The sequence below is a fragment of the Nostoc sp. genome (genome assembly GCF_036917975.1).
Classification (GTDB): domain Bacteria; phylum Cyanobacteriota; class Cyanobacteriia; order Cyanobacteriales; family Nostocaceae; genus Nostoc.
In genome coordinates, this window is record NZ_JBALEJ010000022.1 from 201,525 (window position 1) to 220,486 (window position 18,962).

An 18,962-nucleotide genomic window follows, 5' to 3' on the forward strand; every position below is an offset into this window, starting at 1 on the left:
ACTAATGACTTTTGACTATCCCACTACTTTTGCAGGCACAACGCTGACTAGAGCGCCTGGTTTACCAGGAATGGCTCCCTTAATTAGCAATAAGTTGCGTTCTGAATCAACTCGCACTATCGTCAATTTACGGATTGTGATGCGTTTTCCACCTAAACGCCCTGCCATCCGCTTACCTGGATAGACACGACCTGGTGTTGTACCAGCACCAATTGATCCGGGCGCTCTGTGGTTTTTGGAACCGTGTGACATTGGCCCACGAGCAAAGTTATTGCGCTTCTGGTTTCCTGCAAAGCCGCGACCGATGCTTGTGCCTACGACATCGACAATTTGACCTGCGCTAAAAATATCTGCTTTAATCTGTTGACCTAAAGCATAATCACTAGAGCTATCGGTGTGATATTCATTTAAGTGACGCAATGCTGGGGCGGATGATTTAGCCAAATGTCCCAGTAGTGGTCTGTTTAGTGCCTTGGGTTTAACTTCGCCATAACCAACTTGAATGGCAAAATAACCGTCGGTTTCTTTCGTTTTAACTTGTGTAACGGTGCATGGCCCTGCTTGAATGACAGTCACAGGAATAGCTACTCCTGCTTCGTCAAAGATTTGGGTCATGCCCAGCTTGGTGCCGAGAATACCTACAGACACAATAACTGGTTCTCCTTTCTACTTGCTGACCTTGGAATTGGACTCTAGAGGACACGCTTTGTACGCATCAGTTTAGGCTGGGTTAGCCTGCGAAATTTGGAATGGCTTTAATAAACCGCTCCAAATGCTTTCGGACACAACAAACCGTGTCCGTACTGCTTGGTGAATCTGTTTAGCTTCACTCACTAGATCACCAGAACAGCCACAAGTCCCTTCCCATTGGGAAGGAGTAACTTCTGGAATCAATGCAAGGCGCTACAGCTTTAGGCTGTGTGCAGCAATGCTTTCGTCCAAGCAATTGCTCTGGCACTTTCTGGAGGCAGCGCTGTCGGCGGGGTTTCCGATTTTCACACGCCTATGAGACGGGTTCCCGGAGATTGGCTACTGCCGTGTTGCAGTTGGACTTAAGCGGTTTTTACCGCCCAGTATCCGTTAACTGAGACTGACGTAATGCCATGAAACCAACATTGCTGCTCAGTTTTACTTCCTTAAATACCTTAAACTATTGTTTAAGACTTTGCCTACTTTTTCAGAGGCGCAGGAGTAAACTTACCCTGGAGCTTAGGATTCGCTTTGGTTATTCGTCTATCAGCTCCAATGTTGACCTGAAAGCTTTCTTAGTTTACCAGTCTATGATCAATCTGAGTTAGATTATCCAATTTGGATTAAGTCATCAGCTTTTGATGCTAACACTACCTCAGAATGACAGTAAAAAGTCAACCTAATTTGCGTTTTTGGTCACAATCTAATAATATAAATTATTTATTTAGGTTTGTCTAGTAATTTAGAGAGTTATTTTTGAAGAATGGGGAGTGGGGAATAGGGAGTAGGGAGCAGGGGGAAAAGAGTTAATAACCAATGCCCCATGCCCCATAGTTCGACTGCGCTCAGTACAAGTGCCCAATGCCCAATGCCCAAAAAAATGCTTTGAATCTATCGGTTCAGGGTAAATAATAGAGATATCTAAGTGGGATAAGACGAAAATCTATGGCACTAATTACCACTGGCAACGGTTTAATCCGCGATCTGGAAAAATTTGGCGCTCTTGGTGTGTATGTACCTCTGGAAGGGGGTTATGAAGGTCGATATCAGCGCCGAATACGGGCAGCTGGCTATACTACCCTCCACATTACCGCTAAAGGACTGGGTGACGTAGCTGCGTATCTCACAAGAATTCATGGAGTCAGACCTCCTCATCTTGGGAAAAAAAGCACTGGTAGTGGTGCAGCAGTGGGTCAGGTTTATTATCTGCCGCCAATTCTCAATTCTCATCTAGAACAGCTATCACCAAAGTCAAAGGGGCTGGTCTTGTGGATTATTGAAGGGCACATTCTTTCTAATGAAGAAATTGAGTATTTAACGAATTTGCCTCAGCTAGAACCACGAGTGAAAGTCATTATTGAGAGAGGTGGCGATCGCTATTTCCGTTGGACTTCTCTAGAAAAAACTCTGTTAGCTAGTTAGTCCTTTGTCATTAGTCATTAGTCATTTGCTCATAACTAATGACTAATGACTCAATTCAATCAGCAGCGATCGTTAGCTGGTAAGTTTTTTCTTAAATCCACGCAATCGGGTTAACACTGGCTTCGCCCAATTTCCACCAAGCAAATCGTGCAGCAGAATATAAAAACAGGGGATGATAAATAGTGTCAGCATCGTTGCGATCGCCATCCCAAAGAAAACTACAATCCCTAATGGCTGCAAAAACTCAGAACCTTCGCCAATACCTAATGCCAAAGGGAACAGTCCTAAGATAGTGGTGACTGTAGTCATGATAATTGGGCGCAAGCGTTGAGGAGCAGCTTTCATGATGGCAATTTGGCGACTACAACCTTCTTCGTCTCGAATTTGGTTTGCTAGTTCCACCATGAGAATCCCTGCATTCACCACAATTCCCACCAGCAGCACGACACCAACAATTACAGTTGCACCAATTGAAGTTTGGGTAATGTAAAGTCCAAAAATTCCCCCAGCTAAGGCTAGTGGTACGGTGAACATAATTACCAATGGGTCAATTAGGGAATTGTATTGCACCGCCATAACTACAAAGATCAAGAAGGTCGCCAAAGCCCCCAAAGTTTTTAAAGCATCCTGAAGTTGCTGATTAGTTTCTTGGGCAGAACTAGGCACAATGGAAACGCCATCAGGTAAGTCTACATCCTGGAGTACCTCGTTTACTTCTGCGATCGCTTCACTAAGACTAGCTCCCTCGGTGAGATTTCCTGCCACAATAAAAGCTTGGCGTTGATTAATTCGTTGCACCTCACCAGGTGCTTGACCTTCTTGAATGTTCGCAACATCTGAAAGCCGGATTAGTTGATTGTTTTCTGTAAATAGCGGTAATTGCTCTAACTGAGAAGGACGCTGAATCGCTTCTTTATTTAGCTGCACCCGCACATCAACTAAACGATTCCCGCGTTGAATTTGCGTGGGGACTGAACCTTCAATTGCTGTTTGAACTGTTGCACCAATTTGGCTGGCGCTCAATCCTAAAGCTGAAACTCTTTCCCAGTCGGGGCGAATTTGGATTTCTGGTTGCCTAGCATCGGCATCTGGTCGGAATGTCGCTAATTTTGCCCTTTCTTGCAATGCTTGCAGCACTTGTGCGCCTGCTTGGGTTAAGTTTTCTTCATTCTCACCTTGCAGAATCACGTCAACGTCTGACCCTTGCACTGGAGAATTACTCAAGATTAAACCCCGCACCTGACCAGGATTGAGGCGCAGCAGAATTCCTGCTAAGTTGAGTTTGTTAAATTCCTGAGTTACTTTTTTGACGAAGGCTTCGACATCTGTGCCTGGTTTAAGATTGATGGTGCTACTGGCACGTAAAGGATTTTCTGTAGTACTGCTACCAAATAAATTACCACCCACAGTTGTGAAAGCAGATTGGGTTTCTGGTTGTTTGAGCAAAATGTCATCGACAATTTGCATAACTTTTTCAGAGGTTGCTAAAGGTGTACCGGGCGGAAACTGCGCTCTTAAGTTAGCTTGACCAGTACTGATGCGGGGTAAAATTTCTTGGGGAATTTGACCAAACATCAAGAAGCTACTGCCGCCTAAAATTAGCAAAGCAGCAGTTACTACGAAAAGCCGATAGCGTAAAACCTTGGTTAAGAAGTTACCGTATCCCCGCGTCGCATCTTCAAATCGGTGATTAAATTGTCTAAGCAGCCAAAATTCACTAATCCGACTAGACCAAGGAATTCCCAAGAGTCGAGAAGACAGCATCGGTACTATTGTGATCGCAACAATAAGGGATGCTGCGACTGCGAAGCTAATTGTCAGAATCAGTTCATTAAATAGCAGTGCAATAAAGCCGCCAATTAAGAGGAATGGCACTACAGAAACTAAATTAGCACCTGTAGCAGCAACTAAAGCAGATTCTACTTCTTGGGAAGCTGCGATCGCACTGTCAATAAAGAATCTTGAATTTCTCCTCTGCCCCTCTGCTCCTCTGCTCCCCTGCTCCCCTGCCTCCATCTCTCTCTGATTGGGAGTCATGCCTGTTTTTTCGGAAATGTTTTCTAGGATCACAACCGATGTGTCAATTGCTTGTCCAACTCCTAATGTCAGACCTGCCAAACTAAAAACATTCAAGGTTAAACCAAATATTCTCATTAAAGCGATCGCTGCCAGAGTACACAACGGAATCGTCAAACTGATAATAAATGTTTGCCTGAACGATCCTAAAAATAACAACACTGCTGCTGCTGCTAACAATGCCCCGGAAATCCCCGAAAAGATGACATCATTTAAAGAATTGCGGATGAAGACAGATTCATCTGTGGTGGGACTCAAAGTCATGTCTGCTGGAATTAAACCCGATTGTCGTAACTGTTCAATTCGCCGCTTCACAGCATCTACAACTGTGATTGTGTTGGCTTCCGGCTGCTTTTGAATCGAAAATTTCACCGCAGGCTGACGGTTGAGGTAAACAAATACTCGCTGGTCTTCTGTATCGTCAATTACTTCTGCAAAGTCTCGCAAGTAGACGCGGCGGGAAGGTGCAGAGGAAGCAGGGGAGGCAGGGGAGGCAGGGGAGGAAACTTTCAAAGAAAGGTTTTCAATTTCCTTGGCATTTTGGAAGCGTCCAACAGTCCGAGTTAATGGCTCGGAATTTTGCCCTAGAATCCGACCACCAGAAGTATCTTGGTTACGGGCTGTTAATTCATTTAAGACATCATTTAACCCGACACCCAAAGCTTGCAATCGGTTTAAGTCAACAAGCACTCTTACTTCTTCCTCTGCACCACCAGATACGTCAACTGAAGCTACTCCCGGCACGACACTGAGTTCACGGGTTAATTCTTCATCAGCAAATACGCGTAAATCTTTCCCTGGCAATGAAGGAGATGTCAGCGCCAATTCATAAACTGGTAATTGGGAGGGATCGACTTTAAATAAGCGCGGTTCCTCGATCGTATCTGGCAGTTGCCCCCGACCTCGGTTAAAAGCAGCAGTAGCATCATTTAGGGCTTGGTCAATATCGCCCCCTGGTTGGAAGTATAAATCGAGGCTTACCTGTCCCTCACGAGTCCGAGAAAAAACCTGTACTACATTCTCGGTAGCTGATAAAGTTTCTTCTAAGGGTCTGGTGATTTCATCTACTGCTACTTCCGGTGAAATACCAGGGGCTTCTAACCGGACACTAACTCGTGGATAGGTAATTGACGGTAGGAGATCGACTTGGATCGTTGTGAGAAAAAATACCCCAATGACAATTACTGCCACGGTAAGCATGAGTGTGCCAATGTGTTGGCGGATAGCGATCGCACTGAGGCTAAATCCGCTATTGCCATTATTATTGTTTGCCTGTTGCATGATACTAAGTGATAAGTGCTGACTACTGAGTACTTTTTTCTTTGGTATGGTGGTTATTGCTCACCCGACTATTGCTTTTCTGAAAGAATTGAAAGACTTACAGTGTCACCTTCTTTTAACGGCTTACCACTCCGAACAACATAGCGTTCTCCCGCTTGCAAACCGGATAAAATTTCTACTCTCCCATCAGCCCTTTGTCCTAAAGTAACTGCACGTGTCGCTACTTTCGTCTTGCCTTCTGTGTCTTTCACCACAAATAGCGTTCCCGATGGGTTTTCTTGCTCTTTTTCTGCTTCCTTTGCCGCCCCTGCTTGTTTTTGAATCGCTGTTTGCGGCACTACTACGCGCTGTTGAGTCTGGGTTTGAAAATTGACTCGCGCCAGCAATCCACTGCCAATCTTGGCTTGAGTGTTAGGAATCACTACTTCTACAGGTATCAAGCGAGCTGTGGCATCGGCAGCTGGAGAAATGCGCGTAACTCTGCCAATTAATGTTTCTTTGGGGAAGGCATCTAAGCGGACTTGTACAGACTGCCCAACCTGAATTTGTGCCAGTTCTAATTCAGAAACTTGGACAACGACTTTGACACGGTTAAAGTCGCCAATTTTCAAGACTTCGCTACCTGCTTGCAGAAGATTGCCTGGTTCTGTCACCTTTTCTGTGACTATACCAGTGATAGGGGATGTCAATCGAGCGTAAGACCTGCGCTCTTTGGTTTGAGCAACCAATGCCTGTTGAGCAAGTACTCTACCTTGGGCGGCGGCGACGGCTTGCTGTTCTGTACGGACTTGCTCTTGGGCTGCGCGCAATGCCTGGGCGGCTGTTTTTGCCTGGGTACGTGCTTGCTGGGCAGTTTGTTCGGCGATCGCTCCAGCTTTGAATAACTTCTGCTGTCGTTCTGAGTCTGCCTGGGCTTGCACAACCTCTAACCGCGCCCGTTCAACATCTACACGGGCATTGCTTACTTGATTGTTTGCCCTCGCTACTTCTGATTTGAGGGCTGCTAGCTCCGCTTCTGTTTGCTTTAATTGGGTCGAAAGGATGGCATCATCTAACTGCCCGACGTTTTGCCCAAGTTTTACTGTATCGCCAACATCAAGGTTCAAAGCCAACAACCGAGCTTCTACTTGCGATCGCACTGATACAATCCGAAAGGGTGTTGTGTTACCTGTGTATTCTGGTTGTGTTTGCAGCGTATCAGTTCGAGCGATCGCCGCATCTACAGCCGTTGCACCACCACGTTGTCCACTACCCGGACTTTGAGATTGGGCATCAGCCACTTCTTCCTTGGGCAGCGATCCACAATTCGCTGTCAGCAGTCCTATGCCCAGCAAACAGGGAATCAATAATATGGATGTGAAAGGGGAAGACCCTTTTGTGTCAACGCGACTCTTTGTATCTACAACAGCCATATCAGTTTTTATAACTGAATCTAACTGGGCATTAATTACCTGGTTAGCGGCTGCCAAAGGTGAGATTTTCACCTGCTTGTGCGGCTTCTTTCTGTCCAAAATCATTTATTTTTCTAGTATTTGGGGAGCTTTTTGGGTTTAAACTGCCGTGCGTTACCAAGTAATTTTGAGACATTATGAATAGTGAAAAGCGGCGAGAGTCAATTAGCTATCTTCTTGCAGAATTTTGTATCAAAAATTACTTTTTATTCAAAAAAATTCTCACCACTTTAACTCATTACATTGAGTCGGCAGCTTTTTAGCTGTCGATGCAATTCTTAACTCAGTATAAATATTTTTAAATTTCTTGCAATCTGCCCTTAGTAGAAGACTTGCGTTTACTGAAGATACGGGATTTTTACACCCTGTTTCTAAAATAGGCAGTATTAAATAACTAGGACTTACGCATTGATAATAAACGCCAAATATGTAAGAGGTCAAAAACCATATTTTTCGTAGGGGCAATTCATGAATTGCCCCTACAGCGTGGTCTATTGGCAATCATAAGGATAATTTAGAAAAGCCTGAAGCAACACATTTTCGTTAATACACATCACGATAAATTTGTACAGTGCGTAAGTCCTAATAACTATACTTAGGCTGACATTGCCAGACTGACCATAACAAAATGATTGGTAATTTTTACGCTTAATCTAATATATTAAGAATAGTAAACATAAGTTGCTTTTTTTGATGCTGTAAGATTTTAAACAGGCATAGGCGTAGCCCGTCGTAGACATCGCATATACAGCCAAAAAAAGGGCGATATATATTAGAACCACCAAATATTAAGTCAGGAAAGTTACAAGTGACATCATTGCTAAAAATTGCCCAAACCTCTGACGAAGCACAGATTTCCGAATTTTTCCAGGAATCAGTGGGTAAGTGGCGATCGCAACGACGCTATTACAGCCTACCTGAGGGAGAAACCAAGGAGATGGAGAGTATAGTTACGATCAATTTTCTCAAGCAGGGTTGTGATGAATTGCAAAAGCTGGCTCAGATGCACGATTTGTATGATACAGGTAGCTTAATTTGTGGTGCAGCAGTTACATGGGAAAGTACAGATGTACTGAAGTCCAGGAAAGAGTCACAAGGTTCTACATTATTTGGGGCTGTGGGAAATATTTTATATCGCGATCGCGGTTTTGCCATATCCAAACCAGTTACCGCCCACTATTATTTCTCCAACCCTAAAACAATGTGTTTGCGAACTGAATACAACGGTTCAGTCTTTGAAGAAGAGTTAAAGCTAATTGGCAGCAAATACCGCACCAGACAAACCATTATCTCTCGTGCTGGTGAGCAGTTGATGATTGGTCAATATTTAGAAAAGAGAGTGGAGAGTTAGTTTAACTCGTGGGTGTGGTTCGTTATAGCCTCACCCATTTTGGCACTAGCCAGCACTTAGCTGTCAACTGCTCATATAACTTTTTATAACAGTTTTTCAAACTTTTACGCAGAAAGTTAGTTGCTATGTCATCATGGAAAGTGAAATGAGAATTAATTCGGCGACAGTGTTTGTTTTTAGTATTGACAGGCTTTTTCCTTTTGGTATTACAGACTTCTCTCCGAAATCTAAATCTCTACAAACTTATGATTTTGGAGACATTTGATGTCAATTTACGTTGGTAACCTCTCCTATGATGTTACACAAGATGCTTTGAGTGCTGTATTTGCAGAATATGGTACTGTTAAGCGTGTTCAACTACCTACAGACCGTGAAACAGGTCGTTTACGCGGCTTTGCTTTTGTGGAAATGAATTCAGAAGATGAAGAAACAAAAGCCATTGAAGCCCTTGATGGTGCTGAATGGCTTGGTCGTGACCTCAAAGTGAATAAAGCCAAGCCTAGAGAAGACAGAGGTGGTTCCTTTGGTGGTGGTAATCGTGGCGGTGGCGGCGGCTACAACCGGAACAACCGCTACTAAGTTAAGTAGACGAAAGTAACTTAATTGAATCTAGAAAAGGCTCAGGCAGCAATGCTTGAGCCTTTTCTGTGCAAAACTTGACTCTAAATAATTTCGGGTAGTTACTTATCATACCGCCCATATCATTCTCTGACTAAAGTGCCCTGATGAAAGATCATTTTCCATTGATCGTTGTTCAATTTCCAAATAGAACTTCGCAGTGAATGAACAGGCTGTTCACCAGATATGTGTCTAACTATACGATAAATTACTAAAATAACCCCTGTTGCTAAAACTAATGTTTTAAATTCTGTGATTGATCTTTGAATCAGGGGTTCTATGGGTTCATTCTGCAAGCTCTCGATAATTTGCTGTTTATCGAAAACACGCCCTGAGCTTCCGATCTCAATGAACTCATCAGCAAGTAAGTCCATGATATCTTTAGCTGATTTTCGGACATCAGGTTGAAGCAAACGCTCCTCTAGTTGACGAAGAAGTGATTCTTCTAAATAATCTGCTTTCATAAGCTTAACTTTGATTTCTACGCGATCGCGTCCTCATGAGCAAGTTAATAAAAAACCCCGCTGATTGGTAGGGATTCCAGCGGGGTTAAATAATACAATTATTTTTCAGATAAACCAACACTAAACTTGATTACGGAGCTACTAGGAAATTTTACGACTAATAGTAACTATTTATACGTGAGTTTTATGAGTTAGGTTTTTAGCATGACGCTTGTTGGCTTTGTGAAGTTTAATGCGATGATGTTTAACAGTTTTGACGCTAGCGTGATGAATAGTTTTCGCTTGAGCTTGAGATGCAAAAACGGTTACAGGAGCAGCAAATACAAGAGCCAAAAGTAAAGCTTGAGCGAACTTATTCACTTGAAAATCCTCATCAGGTAATCAACAATCTAACTATCCGATAGGCGTATGTCATAAGTTTGTAATTGATATGAATCTTTCATGTCTATTTTTACATCCGTAGATACAGGACTTATGTGCAATACTGTGGTAGGAATACTTGCTAGTATTTATATATACGTGTAATATTTTTGACATCAGAGCCAGGCAACTGTAATTTGATCTGATGTTTATGTTAATTTTGATTAATAAATGCTGATATCCATCAATTCTTCTGCTATTTCAAAGTTAGCTGTGACATTTTGCACGTCATCCAAGCCTTCTAGAGTATCAATTAACTTGAAAAGCGATCGCGCCTGATTGAGATCGGTAACTTCTACACTATTACTAGGAATCCAGCGCAATTCGGCATCAACTACCTTAAGACCTTGCTCTTTTAGTGTTTGGCTAAGGGCTTCTAAATTTCCGATGTCAGTAAATACCTCAGCTATCTCATCTTCAGTCATCTCATAAGACTGGGCACCACCTTCAAGGGATGCTTCTAAAAGCTGTTCTTCGTCAACCACACCCTGCACAACACAAACGCCTTTTTGGTCAAACATCCAGCTAACGCAACCTGTTTCACCAAGATTGCCACCATTTTTACTAAAAGCTACACGCAAGTCAGCAGCAGTGCGATTGCGATTATCTGTAAGGGCTTCGATTAAAATCGCTACACCACCGGGGCCGTAACCTTCATAGCGAATCGCTTCAAAAGTAGCATTATCGCCGCCAAAAGTGCCTGCACCTTTAGCGATCGCTCGTTCAATATTATCATTAGGGATACTCGCAGCCTTTGCCTTGTCAATTGCCGTGCGAAGTTGAAAATTCAAAGCTGGATCTGGTACACCGCTTCTAGCTGCAACAATAATCGCCCTGGATAACTGAGTAAAGGTTTTTCCCTTTTTTGCATCTACTACCGCCTTCTGGCGCTTAATATTTGCCCATTTACTATGTCCTGCCATAATTTGAAATTATCAAAACTCTATTGAAGATTAGGATATATCTAACTTTTACACCGATGCAAAGGTGCATTTGGTAAAAGTGAGTGGGGAGTAGGGGGAGATGAGGGAGATCAGGAAGTAACCAATGCCCCATGCCCAATGCCCAATACCCAATTTAATGAATATTATGCACGATTTCTTTAACCCTCCTCGCCATGCCAAGCGAAAAATCAAGAAAGTGTCACGCTACTTTCGGAGCTTACTGCTTGTATTATTGGTGGGCATACTAGCTTTAGTTGGATGTCAAAGTATCTTACCTGGTATTAAAGAAGATAAAGTAATTCATTTAACTCTTTGGCAAGGTGTCAATCCGCCGCCAAATCGGGATGTGCTGCAAAAGCTGGTAGATAAGTTTAATCAATCCCACCCAGATATTCAAGTAGAGTCGCTTTATATTGGGCAACAGGATCAGCAAACGCCCAAAATTTTAGCGGCGGTGGTAGGAAACGCACCTCCAGATTTGTTGTGGTACAATCCGACGATCGCAGGTCAATTAGTAGAACTCGATGCGCTTTTACCTTTGGATGAAATGCTGGAAAAATCTCCAGTCAAAGCCGAAATTGACCCGGCTTTGTATGGATCAATGAAATACAACGGTAAGATTTGGTCTGTGCCCTTTGCGACGAATAACGTTGGTATTTTTTACCGTCCGAGTTTGTTTAAGGCTGCGGGAATTACTGAATTACCCAGTACTTGGCAAGAGTTTGGACAAGTTGCCAAAAAATTAACTCGTGATACCAATGGTGATGGGCGAACCGATCAATATGGGATGTTTCTGCCTTTGGGGAAGGGAGAATTTACAGTATTCACCTGGCTACCGTTTATGTGGAGTGGTGGCGGTGATTTGGTGAGTGGTGATTCACAAAATGCCGCAGCAGTAAATTTGTCAGATAATCAAGGGGCGATCGCAGCTTTGCAATTCTGGCGCAATTTAATTACGGATGGTTCCGCTATTTTATCTGGGCCGGAACGAGGTTATGAAACAGATGACTTGCTGACTGGCAAAGTTGCAATGCAATTAAATGGCCCTTGGACTCTGGGAGAATTTCAAAAGACTGGTGTCGATTTTGATGTCTTTCCCATTCCAGTTGGGCAGAAACCTGCTACTATTATTGGCGGTGAGAATCTCTTCTTTTTCAAAACCACGCTAGAACGCCAAAGAGCAGCATTTAAGTTTGTCGAATATGCTTTGAGTGAAGAATTTCAGACAGAACTAGCATTGGGAACTGGCTATTTACCAGTGAATTTGAAGTCTCGTGAAAGTCAAAAATATCAGGATTTTATCAAAAAAATCCCACAGGTGAAGGTATTTTTAGATCAAGCTAAATACGGGCGATCGCGTCCAATATTTCCCGGTTACAATCGGATTTCTGACAGTGTAGGTCGGGCAATTGAATCTGTATTGTTGGGCAAAAGTTCGCCAGCAGAATCACTCAAAGTAACTCAGCAGCGTTTAGATTTGATTTTTAAGTGACATGGTTAACTTGTAGAGACGCGATTCATCGCGTCTGTTAATCACATTTATAATTCAATACGCTTGGGTTAAGACTAAAATCCTTTGTCAAAGCCAATTTTTTTAACGTAGACGCGGAGCGGCTTGCCGCAGGCTACCACAGAGACGCAGAGGGCACTGAGAAAAGAGACAAATGTTAACTGAACCGTATTGGTTTATAATTCATCGCGTCTATTAATCGCGCACATCCCGTTTAAATCACAAAAGGTTCAAGTTCAGTGTTATGCCATTTATCTTCAACCCGTTCAGTAATTAGCGGTCTGATGATAAACTTGGGCGGGCTACCATCCAGAACATCAATCCGCACACATGAGTAAGGCAGTCGGTTCTGGAAATTGTAGTCATGACGACCCACAAAAAGCATTGAATCTGCAACTTTCCGGCTGGGTTTACCTGCAATTTCCGTAAAAGTCTCCATCAATTCAGTCCCCCCTCGCCGTTGATAACGGGGACGATGACCACTACCGCCAGAGATAATGCAATTAATGTGGGAGTCAGCAAATCCGGTATCAGTTGTGCAAAGATGCTCCAAACAGTGAGCGTGACCGTTTAAAATCAAATCAACTATGGGACGTTCTTTAATTAAAGAACCAAGAGTTTCTGCAACTTGTTCAAACACCCAGCGCAAGCGGTGGCGAACCGCCAAGGTTTGTGCCTGATTCCACTTGGTAGCTTCTGTGACGTATGGGGGATGGTGGAAAAAGATTACACGTCCGCGCACTTCAGAGTTATTCCAAGATTCGATTAGTCTGCTTCGCAACCATTCAAGTTGTTCAAAATCGATCGCAGGCATTTTCTGAGATGCTAGTTGTTTTTCAATGTCGATTTTAATCTCGTTGATTTGGTCTAATTTGGCGCTAAGGTCATCGAGTTGTTCCGCTTCGGTGGGTTTATCAGGGTTGAGGCGATCGCATATTTTTAAAATCTGCAATTCTTCTCGATCGATTTCATGGCGACGTTTTTGCAATTCCCGACGGTAAATTTCTCCCTCTTGAGTTGCAGGTAGAGGTGACGGTGTATTAAAGGTATTAGAATCCAGTGCAAAAAAGTCAATCCCACCGTAACGAAAAGTGTAATAGCGATTGGGTAAGCGGGTAAACTGTCCAGGTTCGTAACGCAAACATCGCCCTGTGTCGGTCTTCGCGGTGTAGTGCCGATCTAAATGACGTTCTAACTCTTGTGGAGATATCGCCTGAGTGTAATCCATAAATGCCCGTGCATAGGCGTTACCTTGATACGATCCATGCCAGCCAATCTCTGTATCTTTGTAGCGGAACAGGTGACGTAGTGAGGATGTTGTACCAGTAAATAAACGGTACATCAACGGCACATCGTAGTAATCATGATTACCGAGTACTGGCAAGAACGGCAGATTAAACACCATGCGGTCATAAGGAATGCTTTTCGGGTTGTCACCACCGACAAGAAATTCCCGATAAGGCTCAATAAAATTTGTTGAATAATATTCTTGGGAACCCACCACATAGATAACATCGCCTGTGTGCAACACAAAACTGCAATCATCGCGGTGAGTCAGCATCAGTTCGGCAACTTTTCGTTGGGGATGGTATCGAGAATGGGATTTAGTGCCAGAATCACCGATAACCATAAAGGAAAATTCTGGATTATCTTCTCTGCGATCGTCAATAACTAGACTGGTTTGGTCAATTCCCCGTTGCACAAAACTTGGATGCATCCACCGCACCCGTTCCTTCATCTTTTGAATTTTCACAGGAATCGGTGGATCGGAAATCAATTTCATGGCTGATAACTCTTGAATGCCTAACGCACACACCGATTGTAACGAAATAATAAGGATTAGGGATTGGGGATTGGGGATTAGGGACTGGGGACAAGAGGAAATTATTGAACAAGCTTCTTTCTTATGCCCAATTCCCGATTCCCGATTCCCAATTCCCAATTCCCAGTCCCAATTCCCAGTCCCAATTCCCAGTCCCAATTCCCAGTCCCCAATTCCCAATCCCCAGTCCCCAGTCCCCAATCCCCATCCCTACGGCAAATTCTCCCGCAATAATGCTCGAAAGCCTGCTTGTTGAAAATGCTCATCGGCGGTCAGTGCTTCAGTGATTCCGCTATATTGCATGACAATAAAAGATATGCAATCGACAAATCCCCATTCTTTCTCTGTTTGTTCCCGATATAGCTGAAAAGCACGTTCGTAGAGTTCCTGGGAAAGGGGGACAATTTCTACTTTAGAGTCTGCTACTAGAGAATTTAATAATATGATTGCCGCCTGACGGTAAGGTTGTTGGGATAAGGCATTGCCAATTTCCAACATTACCGCCTGTGTTGTCACCAAACGAGTTTCTGCTGCTTGTAACATTTTAGCCAGATGCAAGGCTCGGTCATGCAGGCGATCGCTCGGCGCAGATAAGGCAATGGCAAATGATGTATCCAGAAAGACTTCAGAATGCATGAAAAGTTTACTTACTATACAAATATTTATCTATATTGCTAGACCAGTCAGGCGGTCCTTCAAGATTGAGCGATCGCGCCGTCTGCAAAAATGATACCGTTTCATGTTCGCTTGGCGGTAAAATTTCAATGCTCATTCGCACGCGGGTATTGATTGGCAGTGCGATCGGTTCAGCTGGATAGAACACTTTGCCATTAAAGACAGCTGTGATTTTTTCTACCATTTTCCTCAAAAATTGCTTCTAGTCTATCCTAAGCTGCTTATAGTGCTACGGGTAGGGTAGACGACGCTATAAGTAGTGAAGATACGTATACTTCTCTTACAAATTATCTCAATTTTTCAAAATTGCCTAAACTACTAACTGAATTACACCCCACTGTCCATTTGTCAACCAAGAAGAGTCAGATTTTGCTACTTCCTCAATAACTTCTGGTTTCAAACCTACTACTACTTCTGATTTGAGGGTACGTAAAGCTACCATTGGCACGGGTAAATAACAAACTATATCTGCAATGCTGGTGGTAAAATTCCAGTGGCGATCGCCTAATAATCGGCGATAATTTGCATCTCCTTTGACTATAACTAAACTCGCATTGGCTAATTCATTTTTGAGTGAGTTAGGTATTTCCCAAAATGCTAAAGGCGATGTCCAAAAGTAATCTTCAGATAGTACTAAATGCCCTAATGCAATATTTTTTTGCAATCTTTGAGCAAAGGATATAACTTGTTGATTTCCAGTAGCAGCTAAAAATTTTATTGTGTAACGTACATCCTTAATCATGGCATCAGATACAAAAGTCGGATGTGGCTTTAAGTGTAGGTAAACCTGATTAGCCAGTCCGCTACTTAATAAAAAATCCACTAAAGATAGATCACAAACAAGTTCAAAACCAGCATTATCTACAACAAAATCAATTCGTCCACCATGAGAACTAATTAACAATTCCGTGACTTGGGAGGCATCATTTACTAAGATGTGAGCTAGTTGGGTTTGAATATCAAAACGACTCCGGTCACTCTCGAATGCTGACCATAAACTCAAGTCAACTCGATTTCCCCACAAAGCAAAATATAACAGTGCAATTAAAGCTGTTTGGTTTGATTTTTCCCCTAAGTGGGAATTATCTAACCAATTGTTGACTTGTTCGGATAACAAAATAATCGAGTCTAGAGATGCTTCCAAGCCTTGAGATTTTTGTAACTCAAATGGATCGACACCTTCCCATACACCAGGGCGAAAATAATCGGTAATTTCCAGAATTAATCGATAAAAATAAGTTTCGGCAAAAAACCAGGGAACATCTACCCAACGCTGACCCTTGTAGAATTCTAAATATATATTCCAGGCAGAAAAATCTCCAGCAGTGTCATTTACAAGAGGTTGTAAAAATCCTGTTGGCAGTTCTGTAGCCAGGTTTTCTAAGCTGGTATTAATCTCAGATGAGAAATTATTTTCGGCGATAACTCGGCGAGCGATCGCAGGCATTCGTTGAGTAACGGTAAACTCAGTAAAAGAACCGATTTCTGACCCCAAAAGAGACGGTGGTATGGGCAATTTGGGGATGTGGGATATATTCACCACAAACTTTTCTTATCCTCATATTTCTAGTTATTCTAACTTGAGTGTGAAAATGAGGTGGGAGAATTGTCAAATCAACTCAAAAGCGGGATAAATTGACCGATGGCTGCAAACAAAGCATCTCTATACGATATGCGGAGATTGATTTCACCACTCCTTCGGGGCGGGAGTAGGGAGTAGGGAGTAGGGGAAGAAATTAGCCCTCGATTTAGGTTTAAAGCCGTACAACTCTTAGAGACGCTACCGCGTAGCAAGATCCCCGTAGGGGTACGTCCCGCTACACGCTAACGCCTGCAAGTGGCGCGAACGCGAACAGCATCTCGTCAGAGAAAAAATCCTTGTATCGCATATTGGTTGAAACCCCGCTTTTCGGAAAAGCTTTCTTAGTTTCCCTACTCCCCACTCCCTTTCATGCCGTGTTGTACTAGTTAGATAAATCATTAATACTGCCCAATGATGTCAGCTGTGAATCGAGCGCGTTGAGGTAACTTGAATCATTCAAAACTTGCGCTGGTAACTTATTAGCCTTGACAGCAGCCTGAACTATATCTTTGGCTGTCAGGTTTCCGCTTTGGTATTTAAATAACAAAGCGCCCCCACTGGGAATACCCTGCTCTTTTAAATAACCTTGATAAGCGAGAAAGGCAATATTAAAGGGTTGCAGATATTTGGTATCTGTATTTATTTGTCCACCACCATTGTTAGTATTAGCTGCTTGAGCGCCAGCAATTCCAGGGATAAAAGCAATAGAAGTAATGATAAGTGCAGAATTTAACCAGGTTGTGAGTTTCATAATTTTCTCCTCATTAGAGATTAATTAGTGTTGTTATGTAAATTACAGATCGAAAGCATAGAAGTAACTTAAATCATTCAAAATCACCAAGACCCATCATGTAATAGGCAATAAAAGCAGTGTCAAAGGGTTTGAGGTAATTGGCATTTGTAGAATTTTTAGGGAAATTGTTAGAGTTGACGACAGTGTTTATTGATGGGCTATTGTGATTCTTAACTGGATGAAGACTAGTGATTTTAGGCATAGAATTAATCCAAGCAACAATATATGGATAATTTATCAAGTTTGTGAGTTTCATAGAGTTATCCTCAATTAGAAGAAAATGCAATCAGTATTCTCTAGTCATAGAGTCCACTGTTTTATTAATCTCAACCTTTTTAGGATCAGTTCACCTGACAGGTTGATTTGTTAATTACCCAAATGGGAATTATAAGAAGGTTTAGTAATAACTTAAAAAATGCAAAGATATTCTAAATAAAATCCTTAGTTTGGAAGTATTTCTAGAAGGTGCATTAGCGTAGCTCGCCACAGGCTTCGCTGATATATCTTTCTTCTAGACATTTTCTATTCAAGTTATAAACCAAAATCCAACTTTGTTTGGACTAATTAACTTTCCATATCAATATGCTATAAAATCTTCTCGGTATAAGCAAATGCTTTTAATTTTCAAATCCATAACTAAAAGTGATTGTAATTAATAGCTAAAAGAAAATTCTGCAACCCATTACCTTGGATATATCCGAGTTTTTATCTTATAATCAGAGAATAACTATCATTGCGATCGCCTAGCGTCTCGTAGAGAGGAAGAACAACTAAGCTATCGCATGGACTCGCTCTTAGTTGAAGATTTTGCGATCGCTTCACTTCGTTATGGTCGCAATGATATGCAAGTGGGATGCTCCCCATTACCTTTTCGTGACTTCTGAACTCTTTTGGCAGGGTAGCAGGTTCTATAAATTCACTACAAATAAGCTGATAGTGTCAAAATGTTATATGTATAGTTTATTTACAAAGTCATTTATGCCAAAAGCAATTTGGAATGGTGCTGTTTTAGCCGAGAGCGATAATACTGTAGTTGTGGAAGGCAACCATTATTTCCCTGTTGACACCATTAACAAACAGTACTTCGCAGAGAGTAACACCCACACGACTTGTCCTTGGAAAGGTGTTGCCAGTTACTACAGTATCGAAGTTGATGGGCAAATCAATAAAGATGCTGCTTGGTATTATCCCAGCACCAAGGAGAAGGCTAAAAATATTGAAGGTTATGTGGCCTTCTGGAAGGGTGTGAAAGTTGAGGCATAATAAAGTTTCCTGAAAGTATTTTCGTTTCAGGGAATTGATATTATGTCCTAATACAGTTCAGTTAAGAGTTACTGGTGTAGATAATTGGTCTTTCAAGACGCGATAAATCGCGTCTCTACATGAGGTTTTTTTTGCTCATTCTGAACTGTATTGTGTTCTGTTCGACTAATTACCCATAACATAATTAGCCCGCCTGTACGGGCTAATTATTTAAACTATTTACAATATTTACAAATTGATTTTAAATAGTGCGATCGCACTTGGTTCGGGTACTATTCTCAAAATTTGGATGAGTTTGTCAAAATTTAAAAAGTCTGGGATATTAGCCTTATATATTTTAACTGAATACCACTCATCTTTATTGACTAATTTTTGTTGCTTTTAGCCATGCAAAAATTTGTGTAACTTATCGGAGTACCCAAATACGATATCGGGGTACCCAAATACGATATCGGAGTACCTCAATACGATATTGAAGTACCTCAATACGATATTGAAGTACCCAAATACGATATTGAAGTACCCAAATACGATATTGAAGTACCCAAATACGATATTGAAGTACCCAAATACGATATTGAAGTACCCAAATACGATATT

At 42.2% G+C, this 18,962-nt stretch carries 18 protein-coding genes; 5 read left to right on the forward strand and 13 right to left on the reverse strand.

Annotated features, from left to right (window positions below; all coding sequences use genetic code 11):
• Positions 1 to 15 precede the first annotated feature (15 nt).
• On the reverse strand, positions 16 to 648 hold the full coding sequence (gene rplC / locus V7K76_RS07935; protein ID WP_334778480.1) for a 50S ribosomal protein L3: 633 nt from the start codon (positions 646 to 648) through the stop codon (positions 16 to 18).
• A gap of 987 nt (positions 649 to 1,635) precedes the next feature.
• On the opposite strand from rplC, the gene V7K76_RS07940 reads away from it, so the two are divergent.
• Positions 1,636 to 2,112, forward strand: coding sequence for an NAD(P)H-quinone oxidoreductase subunit N (locus V7K76_RS07940; protein ID WP_334778481.1), 477 nt, complete (start codon positions 1,636 to 1,638; stop codon positions 2,110 to 2,112).
• A 72-nt stretch (positions 2,113 to 2,184) separates the two neighbouring features.
• On the opposite strand, the gene V7K76_RS07945 is transcribed toward V7K76_RS07940, so the two are convergent.
• Together V7K76_RS07945 and V7K76_RS07950 are read right to left on the reverse strand one after the other, a co-directional pair.
• Positions 2,185 to 5,469, reverse strand: coding sequence for an efflux RND transporter permease subunit (locus tag V7K76_RS07945; RefSeq protein ID WP_334778482.1), 3,285 nt, complete (start codon positions 5,467 to 5,469; stop codon positions 2,185 to 2,187).
• 68 nt (positions 5,470 to 5,537) lie between these two features.
• Entirely contained in the window at positions 5,538 to 6,986 is a 1,449-nt protein-coding gene (locus V7K76_RS07950) for an efflux RND transporter periplasmic adaptor subunit (protein ID WP_334778483.1), read from the reverse strand.
• Between the two features lie 742 nt (positions 6,987 to 7,728).
• On the opposite strand from V7K76_RS07950, the gene V7K76_RS07955 reads away from it, so the two are divergent.
• Positions 7,729 to 8,271, forward strand: a complete 543-nt coding sequence (locus V7K76_RS07955) for a phycobiliprotein lyase (protein WP_334778484.1) — start codon at positions 7,729 to 7,731, stop codon at positions 8,269 to 8,271.
• A gap of 264 nt (positions 8,272 to 8,535) precedes the next feature.
• On the forward strand, positions 8,536 to 8,850 hold the full coding sequence (locus tag V7K76_RS07960) for an RNA recognition motif domain-containing protein (RefSeq protein WP_334778485.1): 315 nt from the start codon (positions 8,536 to 8,538) through the stop codon (positions 8,848 to 8,850).
• Between the two features lie 122 nt (positions 8,851 to 8,972).
• On the opposite strand, the gene V7K76_RS07965 is transcribed toward V7K76_RS07960, so the two are convergent.
• From V7K76_RS07965 to V7K76_RS07975, 3 genes are all read right to left on the reverse strand, one after another.
• A complete protein-coding gene (locus tag V7K76_RS07965; RefSeq protein WP_334778486.1) occupies positions 8,973 to 9,353 on the reverse strand; it encodes a nuclear transport factor 2 family protein in 381 nt (126 codons plus the stop codon).
• A 171-nt stretch (positions 9,354 to 9,524) separates the two neighbouring features.
• A complete protein-coding gene (locus V7K76_RS07970; protein WP_334778487.1) occupies positions 9,525 to 9,713 on the reverse strand; it encodes a hypothetical protein in 189 nt (62 codons plus the stop codon).
• 224 nt (positions 9,714 to 9,937) lie between these two features.
• Entirely contained in the window at positions 9,938 to 10,696 is a 759-nt protein-coding gene (locus tag V7K76_RS07975; protein ID WP_334778488.1) for a YebC/PmpR family DNA-binding transcriptional regulator, read from the reverse strand.
• A gap of 166 nt (positions 10,697 to 10,862) precedes the next feature.
• Between V7K76_RS07975 and V7K76_RS07980 the strand changes: the two genes are divergently transcribed.
• Entirely contained in the window at positions 10,863 to 12,209 is a 1,347-nt protein-coding gene (locus tag V7K76_RS07980) for an ABC transporter substrate-binding protein (protein ID WP_334778501.1), read from the forward strand.
• 232 nt (positions 12,210 to 12,441) lie between these two features.
• Here the strand turns inward: V7K76_RS07980 and V7K76_RS07985 are convergent, their stop codons facing one another.
• The 7 genes from V7K76_RS07985 to V7K76_RS08015 form a co-directional block, all read right to left on the reverse strand.
• Positions 12,442 to 14,010 carry a metallophosphoesterase family protein gene (locus V7K76_RS07985; protein WP_334778502.1) on the reverse strand — a complete coding sequence of 523 codons (1,569 nt, stop codon included), beginning with the start codon at positions 14,008 to 14,010 and terminating at the stop codon, positions 12,442 to 12,444.
• Between the two features lie 249 nt (positions 14,011 to 14,259).
• On the reverse strand, positions 14,260 to 14,685 hold the full coding sequence (locus tag V7K76_RS07990) for a type II toxin-antitoxin system VapC family toxin (protein WP_334778489.1): 426 nt from the start codon (positions 14,683 to 14,685) through the stop codon (positions 14,260 to 14,262).
• A gap of 7 nt (positions 14,686 to 14,692) precedes the next feature.
• The gene (locus V7K76_RS07995; RefSeq protein WP_292843976.1) at positions 14,693 to 14,908 is read right to left on the reverse strand and encodes a hypothetical protein; all 216 of its coding nucleotides are present in this window, start codon (positions 14,906 to 14,908) and stop codon (positions 14,693 to 14,695) included.
• A 126-nt stretch (positions 14,909 to 15,034) separates the two neighbouring features.
• A complete protein-coding gene (locus V7K76_RS08000) occupies positions 15,035 to 16,264 on the reverse strand; it encodes a damage-control phosphatase ARMT1 family protein (protein WP_442936251.1) in 1,230 nt (409 codons plus the stop codon).
• A gap of 424 nt (positions 16,265 to 16,688) precedes the next feature.
• Positions 16,689 to 17,057: a hypothetical protein gene (locus V7K76_RS08005; RefSeq protein WP_334778491.1), complete on the reverse strand. Its 369-nt coding sequence runs from the start codon at positions 17,055 to 17,057 to the stop codon at positions 16,689 to 16,691.
• Positions 17,058 to 17,130: 73 nt separating this feature from the next.
• On the reverse strand, positions 17,131 to 17,355 hold the full coding sequence (locus V7K76_RS08010; RefSeq protein WP_334778492.1) for a hypothetical protein: 225 nt from the start codon (positions 17,353 to 17,355) through the stop codon (positions 17,131 to 17,133).
• 449 nt (positions 17,356 to 17,804) lie between these two features.
• Positions 17,805 to 17,963 (reverse strand): hypothetical protein, encoded by a 159-nt coding sequence (locus V7K76_RS08015; RefSeq protein ID WP_334778493.1) that lies wholly within the window; start codon positions 17,961 to 17,963, stop codon positions 17,805 to 17,807.
• A 114-nt stretch (positions 17,964 to 18,077) separates the two neighbouring features.
• On the opposite strand from V7K76_RS08015, the gene V7K76_RS08020 reads away from it, so the two are divergent.
• On the forward strand, positions 18,078 to 18,362 hold the full coding sequence (locus tag V7K76_RS08020; RefSeq protein WP_179068312.1) for a DUF427 domain-containing protein: 285 nt from the start codon (positions 18,078 to 18,080) through the stop codon (positions 18,360 to 18,362).
• The last annotated feature ends 600 nt before the right edge of the window (positions 18,363 to 18,962 follow it).

Coding starts and splice junctions, on each gene's coding strand:
- V7K76_RS08015 (WP_334778493.1), bottom strand. CDS start 17,963: ATGGGGAGCATCCCACTTGCATATCATTGCGACCATAACGAAGTGAAG.
- V7K76_RS07965 (WP_334778486.1), bottom strand. CDS start 9,353: ATGAAAGCAGATTATTTAGAAGAATCACTTCTTCGTCAACTAGAGGAG.
- V7K76_RS07945 (WP_334778482.1), bottom strand. CDS start 5,469: ATGCAACAGGCAAACAATAATAATGGCAATAGCGGATTTAGCCTCAGT.
- V7K76_RS08010 (WP_334778492.1), bottom strand. CDS start 17,355: ATGAAACTCACAAACTTGATAAATTATCCATATATTGTTGCTTGGATT.
- V7K76_RS07975 (WP_334778488.1), bottom strand. CDS start 10,696: ATGGCAGGACATAGTAAATGGGCAAATATTAAGCGCCAGAAGGCGGTA.
- V7K76_RS07980 (WP_334778501.1), top strand. CDS start 10,863: ATGCACGATTTCTTTAACCCTCCTCGCCATGCCAAGCGAAAAATCAAG.
- V7K76_RS07950 (WP_334778483.1), bottom strand. CDS start 6,986: ATGATTTTGGACAGAAAGAAGCCGCACAAGCAGGTGAAAATCTCACCT.
- V7K76_RS07990 (WP_334778489.1), bottom strand. CDS start 14,685: ATGCATTCTGAAGTCTTTCTGGATACATCATTTGCCATTGCCTTATCT.
- V7K76_RS07960 (WP_334778485.1), top strand. CDS start 8,536: ATGTCAATTTACGTTGGTAACCTCTCCTATGATGTTACACAAGATGCT.
- V7K76_RS07995 (WP_292843976.1), bottom strand. CDS start 14,908: ATGGTAGAAAAAATCACAGCTGTCTTTAATGGCAAAGTGTTCTATCCA.
- V7K76_RS08020 (WP_179068312.1), top strand. CDS start 18,078: ATGCCAAAAGCAATTTGGAATGGTGCTGTTTTAGCCGAGAGCGATAAT.
- V7K76_RS08005 (WP_334778491.1), bottom strand. CDS start 17,057: ATGAAACTCACAACCTGGTTAAATTCTGCACTTATCATTACTTCTATT.
- V7K76_RS07985 (WP_334778502.1), bottom strand. CDS start 14,010: ATGAAATTGATTTCCGATCCACCGATTCCTGTGAAAATTCAAAAGATG.
- V7K76_RS07940 (WP_334778481.1), top strand. CDS start 1,636: ATGGCACTAATTACCACTGGCAACGGTTTAATCCGCGATCTGGAAAAA.